Origin of the sequence: Acetobacter sp. KSO5, from assembly GCF_044094635.1 — a bacterium.
GTDB lineage: Bacteria > Pseudomonadota > Alphaproteobacteria > Acetobacterales > Acetobacteraceae > Acetobacter > Acetobacter cerevisiae.
This window is the reverse complement of record NZ_CP172014.1, coordinates 2,304,821-2,322,453: the sequence shown is the minus strand read 5'-3', so window position 1 is coordinate 2,322,453 and position 17,633 is coordinate 2,304,821. Positions and strand designations below refer to the sequence as shown.

Annotated in this window: 21 protein-coding genes; 19 read left to right on the top strand and 2 right to left on the bottom strand. The window is 59.1% G+C overall.

Annotated features, from left to right (window positions below; all coding sequences use genetic code 11):
* Positions 1-109: 109 nt before the first annotated feature.
* The 11 genes from ACHQGU_RS10440 to ACHQGU_RS10390 all read left to right on the top strand — a co-directional run bounded on the left by ACHQGU_RS10440 (position 110) and on the right by ACHQGU_RS10390 (position 10,176).
* Entirely contained in the window at positions 110-280 is a 171-nt protein-coding gene (locus ACHQGU_RS10440) for a hypothetical protein (RefSeq protein ID WP_395494980.1), read from the top strand.
* A gap of 104 nt (positions 281-384) precedes the next feature.
* The gene (locus ACHQGU_RS10435; protein WP_395494979.1) at positions 385-915 is read left to right on the top strand and encodes a Spy/CpxP family protein refolding chaperone; all 531 of its coding nucleotides are present in this window, start codon (positions 385-387) and stop codon (positions 913-915) included.
* 116 nt (positions 916-1,031) lie between these two features.
* A complete protein-coding gene (gene ffh, locus ACHQGU_RS10430) occupies positions 1,032-2,426 on the top strand; it encodes a signal recognition particle protein (RefSeq protein WP_395496420.1) in 1,395 nt (464 codons plus the stop codon).
* 48 nt (positions 2,427-2,474) lie between these two features.
* A complete protein-coding gene (gene rpsP, locus ACHQGU_RS10425) occupies positions 2,475-2,825 on the top strand; it encodes a 30S ribosomal protein S16 (protein ID WP_061491761.1) in 351 nt (116 codons plus the stop codon).
* 28 nt (positions 2,826-2,853) lie between these two features.
* Complete coding sequence (gene rimM, locus ACHQGU_RS10420) at positions 2,854-3,396, top strand: ribosome maturation factor RimM (RefSeq protein ID WP_395494978.1); 543 nt, start codon at positions 2,854-2,856, stop codon at positions 3,394-3,396.
* Positions 3,393-4,145 (top strand): tRNA (guanosine(37)-N1)-methyltransferase TrmD, encoded by a 753-nt coding sequence (gene trmD, locus ACHQGU_RS10415; RefSeq protein WP_279184347.1) that lies wholly within the window; start codon positions 3,393-3,395, stop codon positions 4,143-4,145. The genes rimM and trmD overlap by 4 nt, the downstream gene beginning before the upstream one ends.
* 14 nt (positions 4,146-4,159) lie before the next feature.
* A complete protein-coding gene (rplS, locus tag ACHQGU_RS10410) occupies positions 4,160-4,546 on the top strand; it encodes a 50S ribosomal protein L19 (protein ID WP_043550578.1) in 387 nt (128 codons plus the stop codon).
* A 181-nt stretch (positions 4,547-4,727) separates the two neighbouring features.
* Complete coding sequence (gene leuC, locus ACHQGU_RS10405) at positions 4,728-6,131, top strand: 3-isopropylmalate dehydratase large subunit (protein WP_215753886.1); 1,404 nt, start codon at positions 4,728-4,730, stop codon at positions 6,129-6,131.
* A complete protein-coding gene (gene leuD, locus ACHQGU_RS10400) occupies positions 6,131-6,754 on the top strand; it encodes a 3-isopropylmalate dehydratase small subunit (protein ID WP_062141930.1) in 624 nt (207 codons plus the stop codon). Before leuC ends, leuD begins: the two co-directional genes overlap by 1 nt.
* A 15-nt stretch (positions 6,755-6,769) precedes the next feature.
* Positions 6,770-7,885 (top strand): 3-isopropylmalate dehydrogenase, encoded by a 1,116-nt coding sequence (gene leuB / locus ACHQGU_RS10395; protein WP_395494977.1) that lies wholly within the window; start codon positions 6,770-6,772, stop codon positions 7,883-7,885.
* 146 nt (positions 7,886-8,031) lie between these two features.
* Complete coding sequence (locus tag ACHQGU_RS10390; RefSeq protein ID WP_395494976.1) at positions 8,032-10,176, top strand: prolyl oligopeptidase family protein; 2,145 nt, start codon at positions 8,032-8,034, stop codon at positions 10,174-10,176.
* Positions 10,177-10,344: 168 nt separating this feature from the next.
* Here the strand turns inward: ACHQGU_RS10390 and rpsU are convergent, their stop codons facing one another.
* On the bottom strand, positions 10,345-10,548 hold the full coding sequence (rpsU, locus tag ACHQGU_RS10385) for a 30S ribosomal protein S21 (protein ID WP_006557524.1): 204 nt from the start codon (positions 10,546-10,548) through the stop codon (positions 10,345-10,347).
* Between the two features lie 202 nt (positions 10,549-10,750).
* On the opposite strand from rpsU, the gene def reads away from it, so the two are divergent.
* From def to ACHQGU_RS10360, 5 genes are read left to right on the top strand one after another with little or no spacing between them, the layout of a single operon-like run.
* Positions 10,751-11,281 carry a peptide deformylase gene (gene def, locus ACHQGU_RS10380; RefSeq protein WP_395494975.1) on the top strand — a complete coding sequence of 177 codons (531 nt, stop codon included), beginning with the start codon at positions 10,751-10,753 and terminating at the stop codon, positions 11,279-11,281.
* A complete protein-coding gene (locus ACHQGU_RS10375) occupies positions 11,278-11,943 on the top strand; it encodes a rpsU-divergently transcribed protein (protein WP_062141933.1) in 666 nt (221 codons plus the stop codon). Before def ends, ACHQGU_RS10375 begins: the two co-directional genes overlap by 4 nt.
* Before the next feature lie 33 nt (positions 11,944-11,976).
* On the top strand, positions 11,977-12,507 hold the full coding sequence (locus tag ACHQGU_RS10370; protein WP_062141934.1) for a MarR family winged helix-turn-helix transcriptional regulator: 531 nt from the start codon (positions 11,977-11,979) through the stop codon (positions 12,505-12,507).
* Positions 12,497-13,228 (top strand): response regulator, encoded by a 732-nt coding sequence (locus ACHQGU_RS10365; RefSeq protein WP_253549907.1) that lies wholly within the window; start codon positions 12,497-12,499, stop codon positions 13,226-13,228. Before ACHQGU_RS10370 ends, ACHQGU_RS10365 begins: the two co-directional genes overlap by 11 nt.
* Positions 13,229-13,252: 24 nt before the next feature.
* Positions 13,253-14,632 (top strand): ATP-binding protein, encoded by a 1,380-nt coding sequence (locus tag ACHQGU_RS10360; RefSeq protein ID WP_062141935.1) that lies wholly within the window; start codon positions 13,253-13,255, stop codon positions 14,630-14,632.
* A 14-nt stretch (positions 14,633-14,646) separates the two neighbouring features.
* Here ACHQGU_RS10360 and ACHQGU_RS10355 read toward each other — a convergent pair whose 3' ends face one another.
* Entirely contained in the window at positions 14,647-15,183 is a 537-nt protein-coding gene (locus ACHQGU_RS10355; RefSeq protein WP_062141952.1) for an outer membrane protein assembly factor BamE, read from the bottom strand.
* 283 nt (positions 15,184-15,466) lie between these two features.
* Between ACHQGU_RS10355 and ACHQGU_RS10350 the strand changes: the two genes are divergently transcribed.
* The 3 genes from ACHQGU_RS10350 to plsX all read left to right on the top strand — a co-directional run bounded on the left by ACHQGU_RS10350 (position 15,467) and on the right by plsX (position 17,568).
* A complete protein-coding gene (locus ACHQGU_RS10350) occupies positions 15,467-16,021 on the top strand; it encodes a DUF177 domain-containing protein (protein ID WP_061492047.1) in 555 nt (184 codons plus the stop codon).
* Between the two features lie 158 nt (positions 16,022-16,179).
* On the top strand, positions 16,180-16,383 hold the full coding sequence (gene rpmF / locus ACHQGU_RS10345) for a 50S ribosomal protein L32 (protein WP_025825885.1): 204 nt from the start codon (positions 16,180-16,182) through the stop codon (positions 16,381-16,383).
* A gap of 78 nt (positions 16,384-16,461) precedes the next feature.
* Positions 16,462-17,568 carry a phosphate acyltransferase PlsX gene (gene plsX, locus ACHQGU_RS10340; protein ID WP_062141937.1) on the top strand — a complete coding sequence of 369 codons (1,107 nt, stop codon included), beginning with the start codon at positions 16,462-16,464 and terminating at the stop codon, positions 17,566-17,568.
* Positions 17,569-17,633: the final 65 nt, after the last annotated feature.

The following is a 17,633-nucleotide window of genomic DNA, read 5'->3' as shown; positions in this document are numbered from 1 at the left end:
GCCATGAATTTGCCCCGGTCTCCTTCCAGATATGACCTCACAGACTGATGAACGAGCGCGTTCTCTCAGCCTGAAAGGAAGGTCATGTCACCGGATGAGGAGCATTCAGATGCGATATGAATCCAAAGGTGGAGAACCTCGGCGTCAGGTTCTGTCTGGTCCCGGTTCACGGGCACGGTTGCATGGGCGTGTTGCCCACGCTGTTGCGACCTGTGCCATGGGATCATGGTTTTTGCTGGGACTGATTCCGGTTCTGGTCATCATCTATTCCATGAGCTGAGACAAAAGCTCCCTGATGACACTGTGGTGACACACCTTGCGTCTGCAGAAATGATCGCCAAGTATCTATCAGGACATAGAATTTTTCAGGAGTTGTAAGAGCCCATGAATTACAGAAACGGTTTCCTTGCCGCCGCAGCGGTTATTGGCCTGTCTGTTGCTGCTCTGCCTGCCCACGCTCACCCCGGTAAGGGTGGTGGTTTCCCGCCTCCGGGTGGTCCTGGTGGTCCGGGTGCGTGCATGCCGGGTGGCCATGGTGGCGGCATGAGCATGCTGGAAGGGCTGGACCTGACGAAGCAGCAGCGCAAGAAGATCGACACCATCCTGCGTGAAGCGCACGATCAGGATCATGCAGATGATATGCGTGATGAATCCTCCAAAATTCATCAGCAGATTCAGGACATCCTGACGACGCCGGGTCCGGTCGATAAAGACAAGGTCGCGACTCTGCAGCAGCAGCAGGCAACCCTGCGTGCGCAGGCTGAGGCGCGCCATCTGGAAGTTGCGTCCCGCATCCATGATGTGCTGACGGCGGACCAGCTGGCTCAGGTCAAGGCACGTCAGGCTAAAATCCATGATCTGATGGAACAGCTGCGCGAAGTTGAACACCCGGCCCCGCCGACGTCTGACAAGTAAAAAACAGACGTTTCTTGACTCGGTGAGAGTGGGGTTGTAACTCCCTCTCACAAATCAGGACCGCCACTCCGCGAGTGTTCGCGCAGTGGCGCGTCTCCTTTTGGGGTATTACGCTTTTGTTCGAGGCTCTTTCAGGCAGGCTTTCCGGGGTTTTTGATGGACTCGCCAAACGTGGCGCGCTGTCAGAAGCCGACGTTATGGAGGCAATGCGCGAAGTTCGTCTGGCTATGCTGGATGCAGACGTCGCGCTGCCTGTGGTCAAGGACTTCGTTAACAAGGTTAAGGAACGCGCCGTGGGTGCGGAGGTGCTGGAAAGCATTTCCCCCGGTCAGGCCGTTGCGAAGATTGTTAACGATGCGCTGATTGATGCCCTTGGCGGGGCGGGCGCTGTTCCGCTCAACCTGAATGCCACGTCGCCGGTGCCCGTCCTGATGGTGGGTTTGCAGGGGTCTGGTAAAACCACGACCTCCGGCAAGATCGCCCTGCGCCTCTCCACGCGTGAGCGGAAGAAGGTGCTGCTGGCGTCTCTGGATACCCAGCGTCCGGCAGCTCAGTTGCAGCTGGCACAGCTGGCCGAGCAGGCGCATGTCGCTTCCCTGCCGATCGTAGCGGGCCAGACCCCGGTTGAAATCGCACAGCGTGCGATGGATGTGGGCCGGCGCGAAGGCTACGACGTTGTTATTCTCGATACAGCAGGCCGTCTGTCCATTGACGAAGCGCTGATGGAAGAGGTCCGGCAGGTTCGTGCCGTGACCCAGCCTGCTGAAACCCTGCTGGTTGTGGATGCTATGACCGGGCAGGACGCCGTGAATACGGCCAAGGCGTTTAATGACGCCGTGGGCGTGACCGGCGTGGTGATGACCCGTATGGACGGTGATGCCCGCGGTGGTGCGGCCCTGTCCATGAAGGCCATTACCGGCGCACCCATCAAGCTGACCGGTTCCGGTGAAAAGCTGGATGCGCTGGAAGAATTCCACCCCGAGCGTGTTGCCAGCCGTATTCTCGGTCTGGGCGATATTGCCGGGCTGGTGGAAAAAGCGGCTGATACCCTTGATCATGAAGAAGGGGAACGGCTGGCCAAGAAGATGATGGCCGGCAAGTTCGATCTTGATGATTACGCATCGCAGATCAAGCAGATCAGCAAGCTGGGGTCTATTTCCGGAATTGTCGGCATGCTGCCGGGTATGGGGAAAATCAAGGAAGCCATTGGCGACAAGGACCTTGATACCTCTATCCTGAAGACGCATCTGGCCATTATTTCTTCCATGACCAGGGGCGAGCGCAAAGCGCCGGCCATTATCAAGGCTTCCCGCAAGAAGCGGATCGCAGCCGGGTCAGGGACGAGTGTTCAGGAGGTCAACAAGCTGCTCAAGCAGTTTGATATGATGTCCTCGATGATGAAGCGCTTTAACAAGCTGGGCGTGAAAGGTCTCATGCGCCAGGGAATGTCCGCGCTCATGCCTAAAGGAATGGGTGGAGGGCCGCCGGGTGGCGGTTCTCCCTTCCGCTAAAGCGGCCTGTTTCTATCCGAAGTTTTTCAGGGTTTTGGAGAAGTCTGAATGAGTCTTAAAATTCGTCTTGCCCGCGCAGGGGCCAAGAAGCGTCCTTACTACCACATCGTGGTGGCTGATAGCCGTTCCCCGCGTGATGGCCGCTTTATTGAAAAAGTAGGGTCTTACAACCCGATGCTGCCGTCCGACCATGCTGAACGCGTGCGTCTGGTTGATGAGCGCATCACGCACTGGCTGTCTCAGGGTGCGCAGGCAACCGACCGTGTTGCTCGCTTCCTGGGGAACGCCGGTCTGGCTCCCAAGCCCGCTTACAACGAGCAGCCCAAAAAATCTGCTCCGAAGAAGAAAGCCCAGGAACGCGCAAAAGCCGCTGCTGCAGCTGCTGAAGCCGCAGCCTGAGGCCAGAGCGAGCTAAGCTGACCCGATCATGCGCGCAGACCTTATCCAGATAGGCGTTGTTGGCAGACCGCATGGTGTGCGTGGGCTTGTGCATGTGCACAGCTACGCTGCCGATGCGGCCGCGCTGGAAGCCTATAAGGTTCTGGTGGATGAAAAGGGGCGGGAATGGTCTCTGCGCTGGCGCGGGGCGGACGGTGTGGCGGAGCTGCGCGATGCGCAGGGTAAGCCGCTGGCCGACCGGACCGCAGCGCAGGCGCTGGTCAATACCCGTCTTTTTGTGCCGCGTGATGTGCTGCCCGAGCCTGAGGAAGAAGAATTCTACCATGCTGATCTGATTGGCATGGAGGCGCGGGAAGGCGACTGCTCTTTGGGGCAGGTTGTCATGGTGCATGATTACGGGGCTGGCGCCAGTCTGGAGCTGACCGGCGGCGTGCTTGTTCCGTTCACGCGCGCCTGCGTGCCGGAGATTGATCTGAAGGGGCGGGTGGTCACCATCGTGCGCCCTGTGGAGGTCTCTGGTGAGGAAGGGCGTGGAGTAGGAACGGCTAAAGCAGCGGGGCCTGCGGCATGAGCTGGCAGGCAACGGTGCTGACGTTGTTCCCGGAGATGTTTCCCGGTCCGCTGGGATTGTCTCTGGCAGGACGTGCGCTGGAAAACGGTGTGTGGTCCTGTGCTGCGGAGGACCTGCGTGAGCAGGGTCTGGGCCGGCATCGGGCGGTGGATGATTCCCCGTTTGGTGGTGGCGCAGGCATGGTGATCCGCCCCGATGTGGTGGATGCTGCTCTGACTGCCACGCAAGCTCCGGTGGATGTGCCGCGGGTGTTTTTGACACCGCGTGGCCGGCCACTGCGCCAGCAGGACGTGCAGCGTTACGCACAGGGGCCGGGCCTCGTGCTGCTGTGTGGCCGGTTTGAAGGGGTGGACGAGCGGGTTCTTGAAAGCCGGAAAATCGAACAGATCTCCATAGGGGATTATGTTCTGTCCGGCGGAGAGACTGCCGCCCTTGTGCTGCTGGATGCCTGCGTCCGACTGCTGCCCGGCGTGATGGGGAGTGAGGAAAGCGGGGTTGAGGAAAGTTTTTCCGAAGGCCTGCTGGAATATCCTCACTATACCCGTCCTGCTGTATGGGAAGGTCAAAACGTGCCTGAAGTCCTGCTGTCAGGAAACCACGCGGCTATTGCAGCGTGGCGCCAGAAGCAGGCGGAAGAAATCACGCGGGAAAGACGGCCGGACCTGTGGTCTGCCTGGCTGGCTCGCAGGGAGAGAAACGGGACTGCTGCTACCGGAAAAAACGGGCAGACAGACCCAACAGGGGTTTGAGGAAGGATACCGAAATGAACATTATTCAGCAGTATGAAGCTGCAGAAATCGAACGTCTGACCGCCGCACGCGCCGTGCCGGAATTCGCAGCCGGTGATACGGTGCGCGTGTCCGTGCAGGTTGTTGAAGGTGAGCGTAAGCGTCTTCAGGCATTTGAAGGTGTTGTGATTGCCCGTTCCAACAAGGGCCTGAACAGCAACTTCACCGTGCGCAAAATTTCCAATGGTGAAGGTGTAGAGCGTGTGTTCCCGCTGTACGCTCCGACCATTGCTGAAATCAAGGTTGTGCGTCGCGGTAAAGTGCGTCGTGCAAAGCTGTACTATCTGCGTGGCCGTAGCGGTAAGTCCGCTCGTATCGCTGAGCGTCCGCGTGACGTTGTTGCTCCGGCAGCTGCCAGCTAATATCGCGTTAAAGCAGGCTGCCTTCGGGTGGCCTGCCTGACCTCAAAAACCCGGTGGGGCTTCGGCTCGCCGGGTTTTCGGGTGCTGAGAAGATGAAGGCGCGGGTTTTTCGTCTGTCAGACCAGGGCTGAGTTCAGGCTGATCTGCGCGAGTCCGTGCCGTTCCATGAAAGGGGAGGGCCATGGCGCCGCGTACGTTATTCGACAAGATCTGGGACCACCATGTTGTCGAAACTTTGCCGGATGGCACCTCTATCCTTTATATCGACCGTCACCTTCTTCATGAAGTGACAAGCCCGCAGGCGTTTGAAGGCCTGCGTCTGGCCGGGCGTAAGCTGCGTCATCCTGAAATGACCATGGCTGTGGTGGACCATAACGTTCCCACGTCTGACCGTACCAAACCCATCGAAGAACCGGAAAGCCGGAACCAGATTGAAACGCTGGAACGGAATGTGAAGGAATTCGGGGTTCCGTATTTCCCGCTGCTTTCCGCCTCGCAGGGCATTGTGCATGTGGTCGGACCGGAGCAGGGCATTTCCCTGCCGGGCATGACCATTGTGTGTGGTGACTCCCATACATCCACACATGGCGCGATGGGCTCTCTGGCGTTCGGTATCGGCACGTCTGAAGTCGAGCATGTGATGGCCACCCAGACCATCCTGCAGCGTCCCGCCAAAAATATGCGCGTGACGGTGGAAGGCCAGCTTGCACCGGGCGTGTCCGCCAAGGACGTCATGCTGGCTATTATCGGGCATATCGGCACCGCTGGCGGCACCGGGCATGTGATTGAATTCGCAGGCTCCGCCATTCGTGGGCTGGATATGGCTGGTCGTATGACCATCTGCAACATGTCCATCGAGGCTGGCGCACGTGCCGGGCTTGTGGCTCCGGATGACACGACGTTTGACTATGTGCGCAACCGTCCGTTTGCCCCCAAAGGGGAAGATTTCGAAAAAGCTGTTGCGTTCTGGCGCACGCTGGCGACGGATGACGGCGCACATTTTGACAAAGAAGTCTCTCTGCGGGCCGAAGATATTGCCCCGAGCCTGACATGGGGCACCAGCCCGGAAACGGTTCTGCCGATTACGGGCACAGTGCCTGACCCGGCGCAGGAGCCTGAAGAGTCCAAACGGGCCCAGATGCAGCGCATGCTGGATTATATGGGGCTGGAAGCCGGGCAGAAAATTGCCGGAACGCCGGTGGATGTCGTGTTCATTGGGTCCTGCACCAACAGCCGGATTGAAGATCTCCGCGCCGCCGCTCAGGTTGCCGCAGGTCGCAAGGTTGCGGACGGCGTGCGCGCCATGATCGTACCGGGCTCTGGTCTGGTGAAAATGCAGGCGGAAGAAGAAGGTCTGGACCAGATTTTTCTGGATGCCGGGTTTGAATGGCGTGAGGCGGGGTGCTCCATGTGTCTGGGTATGAACCCGGACAAGCTGACACCCGGCCAGCGCTGCGCCTCAACCTCCAACCGTAATTTTGAAGGGCGTCAGGGCCCCGGCGGGCGGACGCATCTGCTCTCTCCCGCCATGGCGGCTGCGGCGGCTGTTACAGGGTGTCTGACGGATTCGAGGGAGCTGGTCTGATGGAAAAATTTACCACGCTGTCCGCTGTTGCTGCGGCTCTGCCGGAAGACAACATTGATACGGATAAGATCATTCCGGCCCGCTTCCTGAAAACCACGCAGCGGACGGGCCTGGGCAAATATGCGTTTGACAGCATGCGCTATCGCCCGGACGGCTCTGAAAACCCGGATTTCATCCTGAACAAGGAGCCCTGGCGGAAAGCCGAGATTCTGGTCACCTATGACAATCTCGGCTGCGGCTCTTCTCGTGAGCATGCCCCCTGGGCGCTGCTGGATTTTGGCATTCGCTGTGTGATTGCCCCGTCTTTTGCGGATATTTTCTTCAATAACTGCTTCAAGAACGGCATCCTGCCCATCAAGCTGCCGCGTGAAGTGTGTGATCAGCTAATGTCTGACTCCACCATGGGCAGCAATGCCCGGCTGACCATTGACCTGCCCCGGCAGGTGGTGATCCGCCCGGATGGTGAGGAAGTGCCGTTTGAGATTGATCCGTTCCGCAAGCACATGCTGCTTGAAGGGCTGGATGATATTGGCCAGACGCTTCAGCACGAGACTGAAATTAAGTCCTTTGAACACAAGGTTGCCGGGGAACGCCCCTGGATGCCGACAATCACCCTTGATTGAAGAATTGGAAAAGTCATGAGTGCTCAGCCTGCAAAACTGCTTGTTCTGCCGGGGGATGGTATCGGTCCGGAAGTGATGCGGGAAGTCGTCCGCGTTATCAGCTGGCTGGAAAAGAACCGTGGCATTGCGTTTGAAATCACGGAAGATCTGGTCGGCGGCGCGTCTCTGGCAGAATATGGCGAGCCAATCCGCAATGAGGTAATTGAAAAAGCCCGTGCTGCGGATGCGGTTCTGTTTGGCTCCGTGGGGGACCCGCGCTGGGGCCATGTCGGTTTTGATAAGCGCCCGGAAGTGGCCATTCTCAAGCTCCGTCAGGAACTCGAGTTGTTTGCCAACCTGCGCCCCGCCAAGGTGTTTGATGCGCTGGTTGATGCCAGCACGCTGAAGCCCGACGTGGTGCGTGGTCTGGACATTATGATTGTCCGCGAGACAGTGGGCGGCATTTACTTTGGTGATCCGCGCGGGATTGAAACCCTGCCGGATGGCACACGTCGTGGCATTAACACGGAAGTCTATACGACGCCGGAAATCGAGCGCGTGGCCCGTGTAGCGTTTGAAATGGCCCGCAAGCGGTCTGGCCATGTCTGTTCCGTTGAAAAATGCAACGTGATGGAAAGCGGCCTGCTGTGGAAAGAGGTTGTGACCGACCTCCATGCGCGTGAATTTTCTGATGTGAAACTCACACACATGCTGGCCGATAACTGCGCCATGCAGCTGGTCCGTAACCCGCGCCAGTTTGATGTGATTGTGACCGGCAACCTGTTTGGTGACATCCTGTCCGATCTGGCCTCCATGCTGACGGGCAGCCTCGGCATGCTGCCGTCCGCCACGCTGGGTGCAGTGCGGGCTGACGGGAAATGTGCGGCGCTGTATGAGCCGATCCACGGGAGCGCACCGGATATTGCCGGGCAGGGCATTGCCAACCCGATTGCGCAGATCCTCTCCTTCGCCATGCTGCTGCGTTACTCGCTGAACCTGCAGGACGAAGCGAAGATGGTGGAAGAAGCCGTCTCCCGCGTGCTGGAAAGCGGCCTGCGCACGGCGGATATCATGAGCGAAGGCATGGCTCGTGTCGGCTCGTCCGTTATGGGTGAAGCCATTGTCCGTGAACTGGACAAGCTTCAGAAATAAGACTGCCTTTCTCTAGCTGTTTTGTAGCCTGACCAGATTAAACCCCCGGTGCCTTGCATCGGGGGTTTTTCTTTTGGTGGACTGTTTTTCAATACGGTGGAAAAACAGTCCGCATGACACATCAGAGAATTCCGGGAACGGTGAGAATGCGTTTGAAACATTGGATTCTGGCAGGGGCGGCCTCTGCGCTTGTCATGGCAGCTGCTGCCCCGGATGCGCAGGCAGCCGATGCGCCTGCAGGCGCTGTACCGGTTATCACGGCGACCACAAACACCACGTTTCTGAATGACATCCACGGGCAGCAGGCGATGGCGTGGGTGCGCGCCCAGAACCTGCACACCACCAGCACACTGGAAAAAGACCCTCGCTATGCCGGGTTTTATAAGGATGTGCTGACTGGCCTTCAGGCTCCGGATCGTCTGGCCATGCCGTCGCTTATGGGCGGGGCAATCTGGAATTTCTGGCAGGATGCCGCCCATCCGCATGGGATCTGGCGGGAAGCTACACAGGCCTCTTACCTGAAAAAAACACCCGATTGGGCCGTGCGGCTGGACGTGGACGCTCTGGCGAAACAGGACGGCGTGAACTGGGTCTTTAAAGGTGCAAACTGTCTTGCCCCGGCGGATGAGCATTGTCTTGTGGCGCTGTCCGATGGTGGGGAAGATGCCGAGACGCTGCGGGAATTCAACACAAAAACCGGCCAGTTTGTGCCCGGTGGCTTTGTGTTTTCACGCTCCAAACAGACAGCAGCCTGGGTGGATGCAAACACGATTCTTCTGGCCCGTGACTGGGATGGAAAAGGCACCACGCTGACACCATCCGGCTATCCGTTTGTGGTTAAAACCATGGTGCGGGGAGCAACTGCGGGAGAGGAAAAGGAACTCTTTCGGGGAGAGGCCTCCGATATGGCCGTCATGCCCATGGTGCTGACAGATGGCGATGGGCATCAACTGGTGATGATCCAGCGGAGCGTGAACTTCTTTGAAACGCGTTATGCCGTGGTCGACGGAGGCAAAGCCCTGCGCTGGCTGGCGCTGCCGGCCAAAAGCGAAATTCAGGGGCTGCTCAAAGGCCGTCTGATTGTCTCTGTTGAGGAAGACTGGCACCCGGCCGGACAGGCTACCATTCCTGCCGGTAGCCTGCTTTCGGTTGATCCGGGTGTGGTGGAGCAGGGTGTGCAGGTGATTTTCACGCCTGGTCCGTCTCAGTCGATTGATCAGGTTGGTGTGACTAAAAATACCGTTCTGGTCAGTCTGTTTGATAACGTGCGTGGCCGCGCCATGCGCTTTACGCCCACACAGGCGGGCAAGTCCTGGCAGGCTACGGCTCTTGCGCTGCCGGACATGACGTCGGTTCATATTGTGGATACCGATCATGCGTCGGATACGGCGTTTCTCAGCGTAGAAGGCTATCTGGAGCCGTCACAGCTCTGGTTGCTGGAAGGTAAGGGGCAGCCGCACAAGGTCAAATCTGCTCCGGCTCGGTTCAAAACTGACAAGCTGGTGATAGAGCAGTTCTGGGCGACCTCCACGGATGGCACGCGGGTTCCGTATTTTACCGTGCATCGGCGCGACATGAAGCTGAACGGTGCAAACCCGACGCTGCTGACGGCTTATGGTGGCTTTCAGGTCTCCTACACCCCTCTTTATGCGCCGGAAATTGGTCAGCTCTGGCTGGACCGTGGCGGCGTGTATGTGGTGGCCAATATCCGGGGCGGTGGTGAGTTTGGTCCGGCCTGGCATGAAGCTGGGCGGAAGTCCGGGCGGCAGAAGGTCTATGATGACTTTGCATCTGTTGGGCGGGACCTGATAAGCCGCAAGATTACATCCCCGCGCCGTCTGGGTATTCGTGGTCGCTCCAATGGTGGCCTGTTGTCTGGCGTGCAGATGACGCAGCACCCGGATTTGTGGAATGCGGTGATTATCGGCGTGCCGCTGCTGGATATGGAGCATTTTGAAACCATGTCCGCCGGGGCTTCATGGGCTGCGGAATATGGCTCCATGTCTGTTCCCGCAGAGGCGGATTTCCTGCGTTCCATTTCACCGGTGCAGCATCTGAAAGCAGACGTGTCCTACCCGGAGCCGTTCATTTTTACAGCGACCAGTGATGACCGCGTTGGCCCGGTGCATGCCCGTCGCTTTGCGGCACGGCTGGAAGCGCTAGGCAAACCGTTCTTCTATTATGAAGATATTGAAGGCGGTCATTCCGGCACGGTCAATGCACCGGAAGTGGCGCATGAGAGAGCGCTGGAAGCCATCTACCTGTCTCATCGTCTGATGGATGCGGACTGAGGAATTGTGTCAGGCCGCTTCGTTGCCTGATGATGGGAGAGCCGGGGGCAGGGTGGCCTGTTTCCGGTTCTATCCTGTTCTGCCGCGTTGACTGGTCTGGCGCAAAACAAAAAAAGGGCGGGACACGTGCTGTGCCCCGCCCTTTTTAGCGCATGGAGTGCGGAAGCTTTAGAAGCCTTCGCGCTCGAGACGCTTGCGTTCCATTTTACGGGCGCGGCGCACGGCCTCAGCAGACTCACGCGCTTTACGCTCGGAAGGCTTTTCGAAATGACGACGCAGCTTCATTTCACGGAAGATGCCTTCACGCTGCATTTTTTTCTTGAGCGCTTTGAGAGCCTGATCGACATTGTTGTCACGGACGAGAACGTGCACTTGGCCACTAACCCCTGTTTCAGAAAACCCGGATAATCCCGGTTTTGACGTGATATGGAAAAAGACTCGGTAAAGCACCTGCGTGCTACCGATTCCTCTATTGGCGGCGTCTATAGCACGGGCTTGCGGAAAGACACAATTCGTTCTTGCCTCTCAGCAACAAACTCTTGTGACTATTTAACAGAGCTATAAGGAGGCGGGTATGGCTATCTTGAAAATTGCGCGGATGGGGCACCCGGTTTTGCTCAAACGGGCGGAAGATGTGGCGGACGTGAACGCGCCGGACATCGGGCTACTGATTCAGGACATGATGGAAACGCTGGCAGATGCCGGAGGCGTTGGGCTGGCTGCACCACAAGTCTATGTTTCAAAAAGGATTTTTCTGTATTCCGTGCCGGAGAGTCGAAGCGAGGGCGAGGATGATCCGCCGTGCGGTGTGCAGGTGCTCATTAACCCGGTTCTGGAGCCGGTGGGGGATGACCTGGTGCCGCGTCTGGAAGGATGCCTCTCTATTCCCGGCCTGCGCGGGGAAGTGCCGCGTTACAAACGGGTCCGCTATGCGGGATATGATCACATGGGCAAACCCGTGGAAGGCGTAGCCTCGGGGTTTCGGGCCAATGTCATGCAGCATGAAATGGATCATCTGGACGGGATTCTCTATCCCATGCGAATGGATGATCTGGGAAAGCTCGGATTTGATACCGAGATAACGCGATACGGAGTGCGGACATGACCACAGGATGGGGCAAGGTCGAGCAGGCAATTTCTCTTGCCGTGGCAGGGCTGGCCACAGGCAGTATGCCCGCGCCCATAGAACGGGATGCCGTGCGGGATGACGCTCTGCGCAAGCTGGCTGCTGTAGCCGGAGAACGCGGCTGGAGCGTGCCGGTGCTGCGGGATGTAGCCGGGCCGGAAGCGGACCTGCTGTTCCCGGGTGGGGCGGTGGAAATGGTGGAGGCCTGGTCTGACCTGTGTGACCGCGAAATGGTGGCCGCCATGCTGGAGACAACCGAACCGCGCCTGAGCCAGCGCGTGCGGGAGGCGCTTTTGTTGCGTCTGCCGGTGGATCAGGCCATGCGGGCCGGGGCCAGAACCGGATTTGCAACGCTGGCCACGCCCTGTGCGCGCGGCGCGTTGCGGCGGTCACTGATGCGGACCATCAATGCGATCTGGCAGGCGGCGCAGGATGACTCGTCGGGCATGACCTACGTCACCAAGCGTCTGACGCTGGGTGCAGTTTACGGCACGACTCTGCTCTACTGGCTGGCGCGCGGGCAGAATGAAGCCGCTTTGGCGGCGTTTATTGACCGTCGTCTGGCCGGGGTGCTGCGTCTTGGTAAGCTGCGGGCCCGGCTGAGTGGCCGGCGGCCTGTTGCGCGTCCGGCTACAGTTTGAGCGCCACGCCATGCGGCAAAAGGGCAGGCGCTGATGACAACCGGATATCGCCCGCATGATGAAGCCGGGGCGGGCCTGCTGTTCCTGCGGGAAGAGCAGCTCCGGCTGGCGCAGGCCATGATGTTTCTGGCGGGGCGCGATATGGCCGCAGCGCTGGAACCGATTCTGACGGAAGAAAAACTGGGGAGCGCGCATTACCGGGTGTTGCAGGTACTGGCCTTCAGCCCCGGTATTCCGGTCAGCCGCCTCCAGGACACGCTGGGTGTGACCAAGCAGAGCCTCGGGCGGACGCTGGGCGAGTTGCAGGAGCGCGGCTATCTGGACAGTGAGACCAGTCTGAGGGATCGGCGGCAACGGCTATTGCGACTCAGCAAAGAAGGGCAGGCTGTGGAAGCACGACTTTTTGCAGTTGTGCGCCAGCGCCTGAGTGCAGCCTATCGGGAAGCAGGCGGCGCGGCCGTGGAAGGATTCCGCCGCGTGATGCACGGGATGCTCTCCGAAAGCAGTCGCGCCATGATGGCAGATGATGCCGCAGGACGAAGAAAGGGACGCAATGGAACTTAGCCACCGCGATATTGTGCCGGAAGAAGGGATGGCACCGCATGTTATTGTGGTGGATGATGACCCGCGTCTGCGGCGTCTGCTGCAACGGTATCTGTCGGAGCAGGGGTTTCGGATCAGTGTAGCGGCCAACGCGGCGGAGGCCCGGCAGACGTTGCAGGGAATCCAGCCCGATGCCATGGTGCTGGACGTGACGATGCCGGGGGAAAACGGGCTGGAACTCACCCGTGCCCTGCGTGATGCCGGGCAGGACCTGCCGATTGTGCTGCTGACGGCACGGGGCGAGCCTGCGGACCGGATTTCCGGTCTGGAAGCAGGCGCGGATGATTATCTGGGCAAGCCGTTTGAGCCACGGGAACTGCTGCTGCGACTTAAGGCGCATCTGCGGCGACTGGCCCCGGCCCCCGCAGCGGATAATTTGCGAATTATTCGCTTGGGCGAGAAGGAGTTTGACCCCGTGCGGGCGCTGCTCTCCGGCCCGGAGGGGAATGTGCATCTGACGGGCGGTGAGGCCGCGCTCCTGTCCGTGCTGGCGCGGCGTCCGAATGAGGTCTTCTCCCGCGAAGAGATTGCTCGTGCGCTGGATATGGCAGAAATTGGAGAGCGCGCTGTGGATGTGCAGGTCACACGGCTGCGGCGTAGGATTGAGCCAGACCCGCGTGAACCGCGTTTTCTGCACACCATCCGTGGGCGCGGCTATGTGCTCAAGCCCGGTGTGCAGTAAGGGAGCGTCGTTAGTGTTGCGGGCATGAAAAGACGACCCCTCAAGCTTTTCCCCTCGGGTGTGTTGAAATCCCGCAGTATGGAAAAATCTGTGCGGCGGGTGCTGCCTCGCTCTCTGCTGGGGCGCTCTCTGCTGATCGTGCTGATCCCGCTGCTGGTCACACAGGCCATCTCACTGGAACTGTTTTACGGGAACTTCCTCAAGGTTGTGTCCCGCCGGCTGTCGGACAGTGTGACAGCGGATATTGTCCTGTCCCTCAATGCGCTGGAGCATTTGCAAAAGCGGAGCGACAAGGACTGGTTCGTCGCGCAGGCGCGGGACCATTTGCAACTGGTGGAAACATGGCACCCCGGTGCCCGCCTGCGTCGCTTCGGATTTAATCACATCACCGGCCCGATGGATGATGATCTGGCGCATGCGCTGGATAGCGCCATTGATTATCCGTTCTTTGTGAACTGGAAGAGCGATCCGCATACCGTGAAAATTGCCATTCAGTTGCCTGATGGCGTGCTGGATGTGGATGCCCCCCGTAAACGGCTGGATATGGGGCAGATCTGGCTCTTTGTGGGCTGGGCGCTTAGCAGCTCCATTCTGCTCTTTGTGGTGGCCAGTCTGTTCATGCGCAATCAGGTGCGGGCCATCCGCCGCCTGGCGCGTGCGGCGGAACAGTTCGGGCTGGGGCGGGATATCGGGCCTATCAAGCCGGAGGGTGCGCAGGAAGTGCGGAAGGCTGCTGTGGCGTTTAACCGCATGCAGGACCGGATCTATCGCTTTGTCTCACAACGTACCGGCGTTCTGGCCGGTGTCTCGCATGATCTGCGGACGCCTCTGACCCGCTTGCGTCTTTCTCTGGCCATGATGCCGCGCACCGGAACGATTAAGGGAGAAGAGCTGAGTCCGGACGTCGATGACATGATTGGGGATGTTGTCGAGATGGAACACATGATCGGCAGCTATCTGGCGTTTGCCCGCGGCGAGGGGGCCGAAACGCCGGAACAGGTCGAGATGGTGCCTTTTATTGAAGACGTCGTGACGGCTGCGCGCCGGGCCGGGGCACGGGTTGAGTCTGTCACGGTGCAGCCCGGTCTCTCTGTTCACATGCGGCCTGATGCCATGAAGCGCGCCCTGACGAACCTGCTGGACAATGCCCGCAGGCATGGCGGTGCAATTGCCATAACGGCTTACGCTATGCAGGAAGGCGTCTGTGTTCTGGTGGATGATGACGGGCCGGGAATCCGTCCTGAGCGGCGCGAATCCGTTTTTCGGGCGTTTGAGAGTGGCCGCGGTGGGGGGACAGGTCTGGGCCTGACAATCTCGCGCGATATTGTGCGGGCCCATGGGGGAGACATGGAACTGGATGCCTCGCCCGCCGGAGGGCTACGCGTCAAACTGATCCTGCCCTGAGGGTAGGGAGGAGCTTAGAGCGAGTTGCCTGCGCCGAAGTGACCCGGGCCGCTGTTGCCGCCCATCATGCCCGTGCCCGTTCCGCCACCGCTGGAGTTCATCATGTTCTGCATCGGGTTGTAGCGGCCCACATTCCCCAGAATCTGCTGCAGGATGTTGATGCTGGTGCCCGGTGTGGGGGTGACCTTGCTGATCATGGCTACGGAGCGGCTGTCTTTACGGTTCAGGGTGCGCAGGCTTTGCAGCATGCCGGCTCCGTCAAACTTCAGAACAACCACCTGCTGCTTGTCGATCCCCGGAAAATCCAGCGGCTTCATGTAGGTGGTCATGGAAATGTAGATCCACGTATTATCGTCAAAGGCCCCCTTGGTGGTGGGGGAGCCCAGAAGATCCACCGCATCAGCGCGCGTGCTGGTGCCTGGGGTCAGCTGATTGTAGTCATCCGCTTCAATCAGCGAGCCACGGGGAATGGGGGTGGGGGCAAACACGGAACAGCCGGAAATGACAAACACAGCAGCAAGGGCACCACAGGCGGTGCTGAAGCGCGTCATACTTTTCTTGCGGTGCGGTGTCATGGCGGTAAGGCGTCCCCAAATCTGTGCGGTCACTCTGAAGAAGGTATGATCTTTCAGGCTGCGGCATGCAGGAAGACCTACTCTGTCGGATGCCCCAACGGGCTCTGTGCGTCAATTCCTGAATTGCGCAGGGCGTGGGTTTTCAGGCTGATCATTGCGCTTGGGGCGCTTTATGTTAGGGCTGCAAAAAGGCGTTCCTGCAAATCCGCAGCGGGAAGCCTGTCTGTTTTTTAAGAAGCTAGAGTTTCAGGAGGTTTCCATGCCCCATAAGCCGGAATTTTCCCGTCCCGTTGCCGTGCGTCGAATCGGCGCGTCCGGACTGGATCTCACGGTCGAGGCAACGCCTGCGGAGTGCGGACAGATTGCCAGACGGCTTGGTCTGCCTGAAATCAGCATGTTTCGCTGCAAATATACACTCACTCTGGGGCGGCGGGATCTTGTGTCCGCCCACGGGGCTCTGGCCGTGCGCTTTAAACAGACATGTGTTCGCACGCTGGAGCCGTTTGAGGATATGCTTGCAGGCTCTTTTGCGGTGCAGTTTGTGCCTGCAGAACATTTTGAGGAAAGTGCGGCCCCGGATCTGGAAGCCGTGGATGAGATTCCCTATGAAGGGGAATCGATAGACCTTGGGGAAGCCGCTGTTGAGCAGTTTGCTCTGGATCTGGAGCCTTATCCACATGCTCCGGACGCCAGCCTGCCCGAAGGGCTTGTGATAAGCGAGGAAGAGGCGGAAAAGCTGGCTGAGAAGGACGCGGCGGAGAAAAAAGTTAATCCGTTTGCCGATCTCGCACGGTTGCGTCGCAAAGATAGCTGACGTGTGGCAGTAGGTTTTATTGCGCTCTTGCTTGCGAAAGTGGCGGCTCTCTGCTAGAGGCCGCCCTCAATCTGGTGATTAACCTGTTTTGTCTTTCGGCGGTGTGGATTGTCCACGGTGCCGGTAGTCTTTAGATCTGTTTGGAGGGGCTCGGTCCCATGGCTGTACCCAAAAGAAAAACTTCGCCTTCACGTCGTGGCATGCGTCGCAGCCATCAGGCTCTGCGTGTGGAGGCTCATGCTGAATGCTCCAACTGTGGTGAGCTGAAGCGCCCGCACAACATCTGCAGCCACTGCGGCCACTACGATGGTCGTGAAGTGATTGCAGCTGGTAAGGCACTGAAAGTCGCTGTTCGCGCCTGAGGGCAGGCGGCTCACATTGCCATGAGGTAATGTGGTTGTACGGGAGTAAGGCATCTGCGGCATGGCAGAGAAGCAGGCATGAGCGATAGAGAGATTTCCGAGAATTCCCCCACTGAACAGAGTGAGGTTTTCAGCCTTGCGGTTGATGGAATGGGGGGGGACGGAGCTCCCGACGTGGTCGTTGCCGGGCTTGCCATTGCAGCTGATCGCCATCCCGGGATGCGTGTGCTTCTGACGGGTGACGAAGCCCGTCTGCGCCCTCTTCTGGCGCAGCATCCCAAGGCGGAAGCAATCTGCACCATCTGGCACACAGATGCCTCAGTCCCCATGGACATGAAGCCCACCGCCGCCCTGCGTGTGCGCCGGTCTTCCATGCGTCTGGGGATGGATGCCGTTGCAAGTGGCCGCGCCAAGGGCGTTGTGTCCGCTGGCAATAGCGGTGCCATGCTGGCTCTGGCCAAAATTGTCGTCAAAACCATGCCCGGTATTTCCCGGCCCGCCATGGCAGCCATCAGCCCCACCATCAAGGGCGATGTGGTCATGCTGGACCTTGGGGCCAACGTGGCGTGTGACTGGCGCAATCTGGTTGAATTTGCCGTGATGGGCGAGGCCTTCGCCAAGGCAGTGCTGGGGCTTCCGGCACCGCGTATCGGGCTTCTCAACATCGGCTCGGAAGAGCTGAAGGGTGATGAGAAGCTGCGGGTTGCGTATGAAGCCCTGCGTGAAAGCCCGCTTGCGGACCAGTTCCACGGGTTTATCGAAGGTCATGACATTACGGCGGGTACAACCGACGTAGTGGTGACGGACGGCTTTACCGGGAACGTGGCCCTCAAGACGGGTGAAGGTGTGCTGAAAATGGCCACCTCTCTGCTGCGGCAGGTCTTCAATCGCGGCATTATTTCCAAAATTGGCTATCTGCTCGTTCGCCCCGGCCTTGAGCGCATGAAGGAATGGCTTGATCCCCGCCGTCGTAACGGCGCGGTTTTTGTCGGCCTGAATGGCGTAGTGGTGAAGTCTCACGGCGGGACGGATGCCGAAGGATTTGCTGCGGCTGTGGATGTGGCCATGGATATGGTCACGCATGGATTTAATGATGGTATTCGTGAGCGTCTGACCCATATGGGGGCGCTTCTTTCCCGTCAGCAGGCCTCGCTGGAGCGTGAGCCTGAGGCGACGGCTTCCTGATCAGACAAGGTTCGGGGCACTGGCCGTCAGGCAGTCCTGAATGCCGGTGTTTGATAATGAAAGAA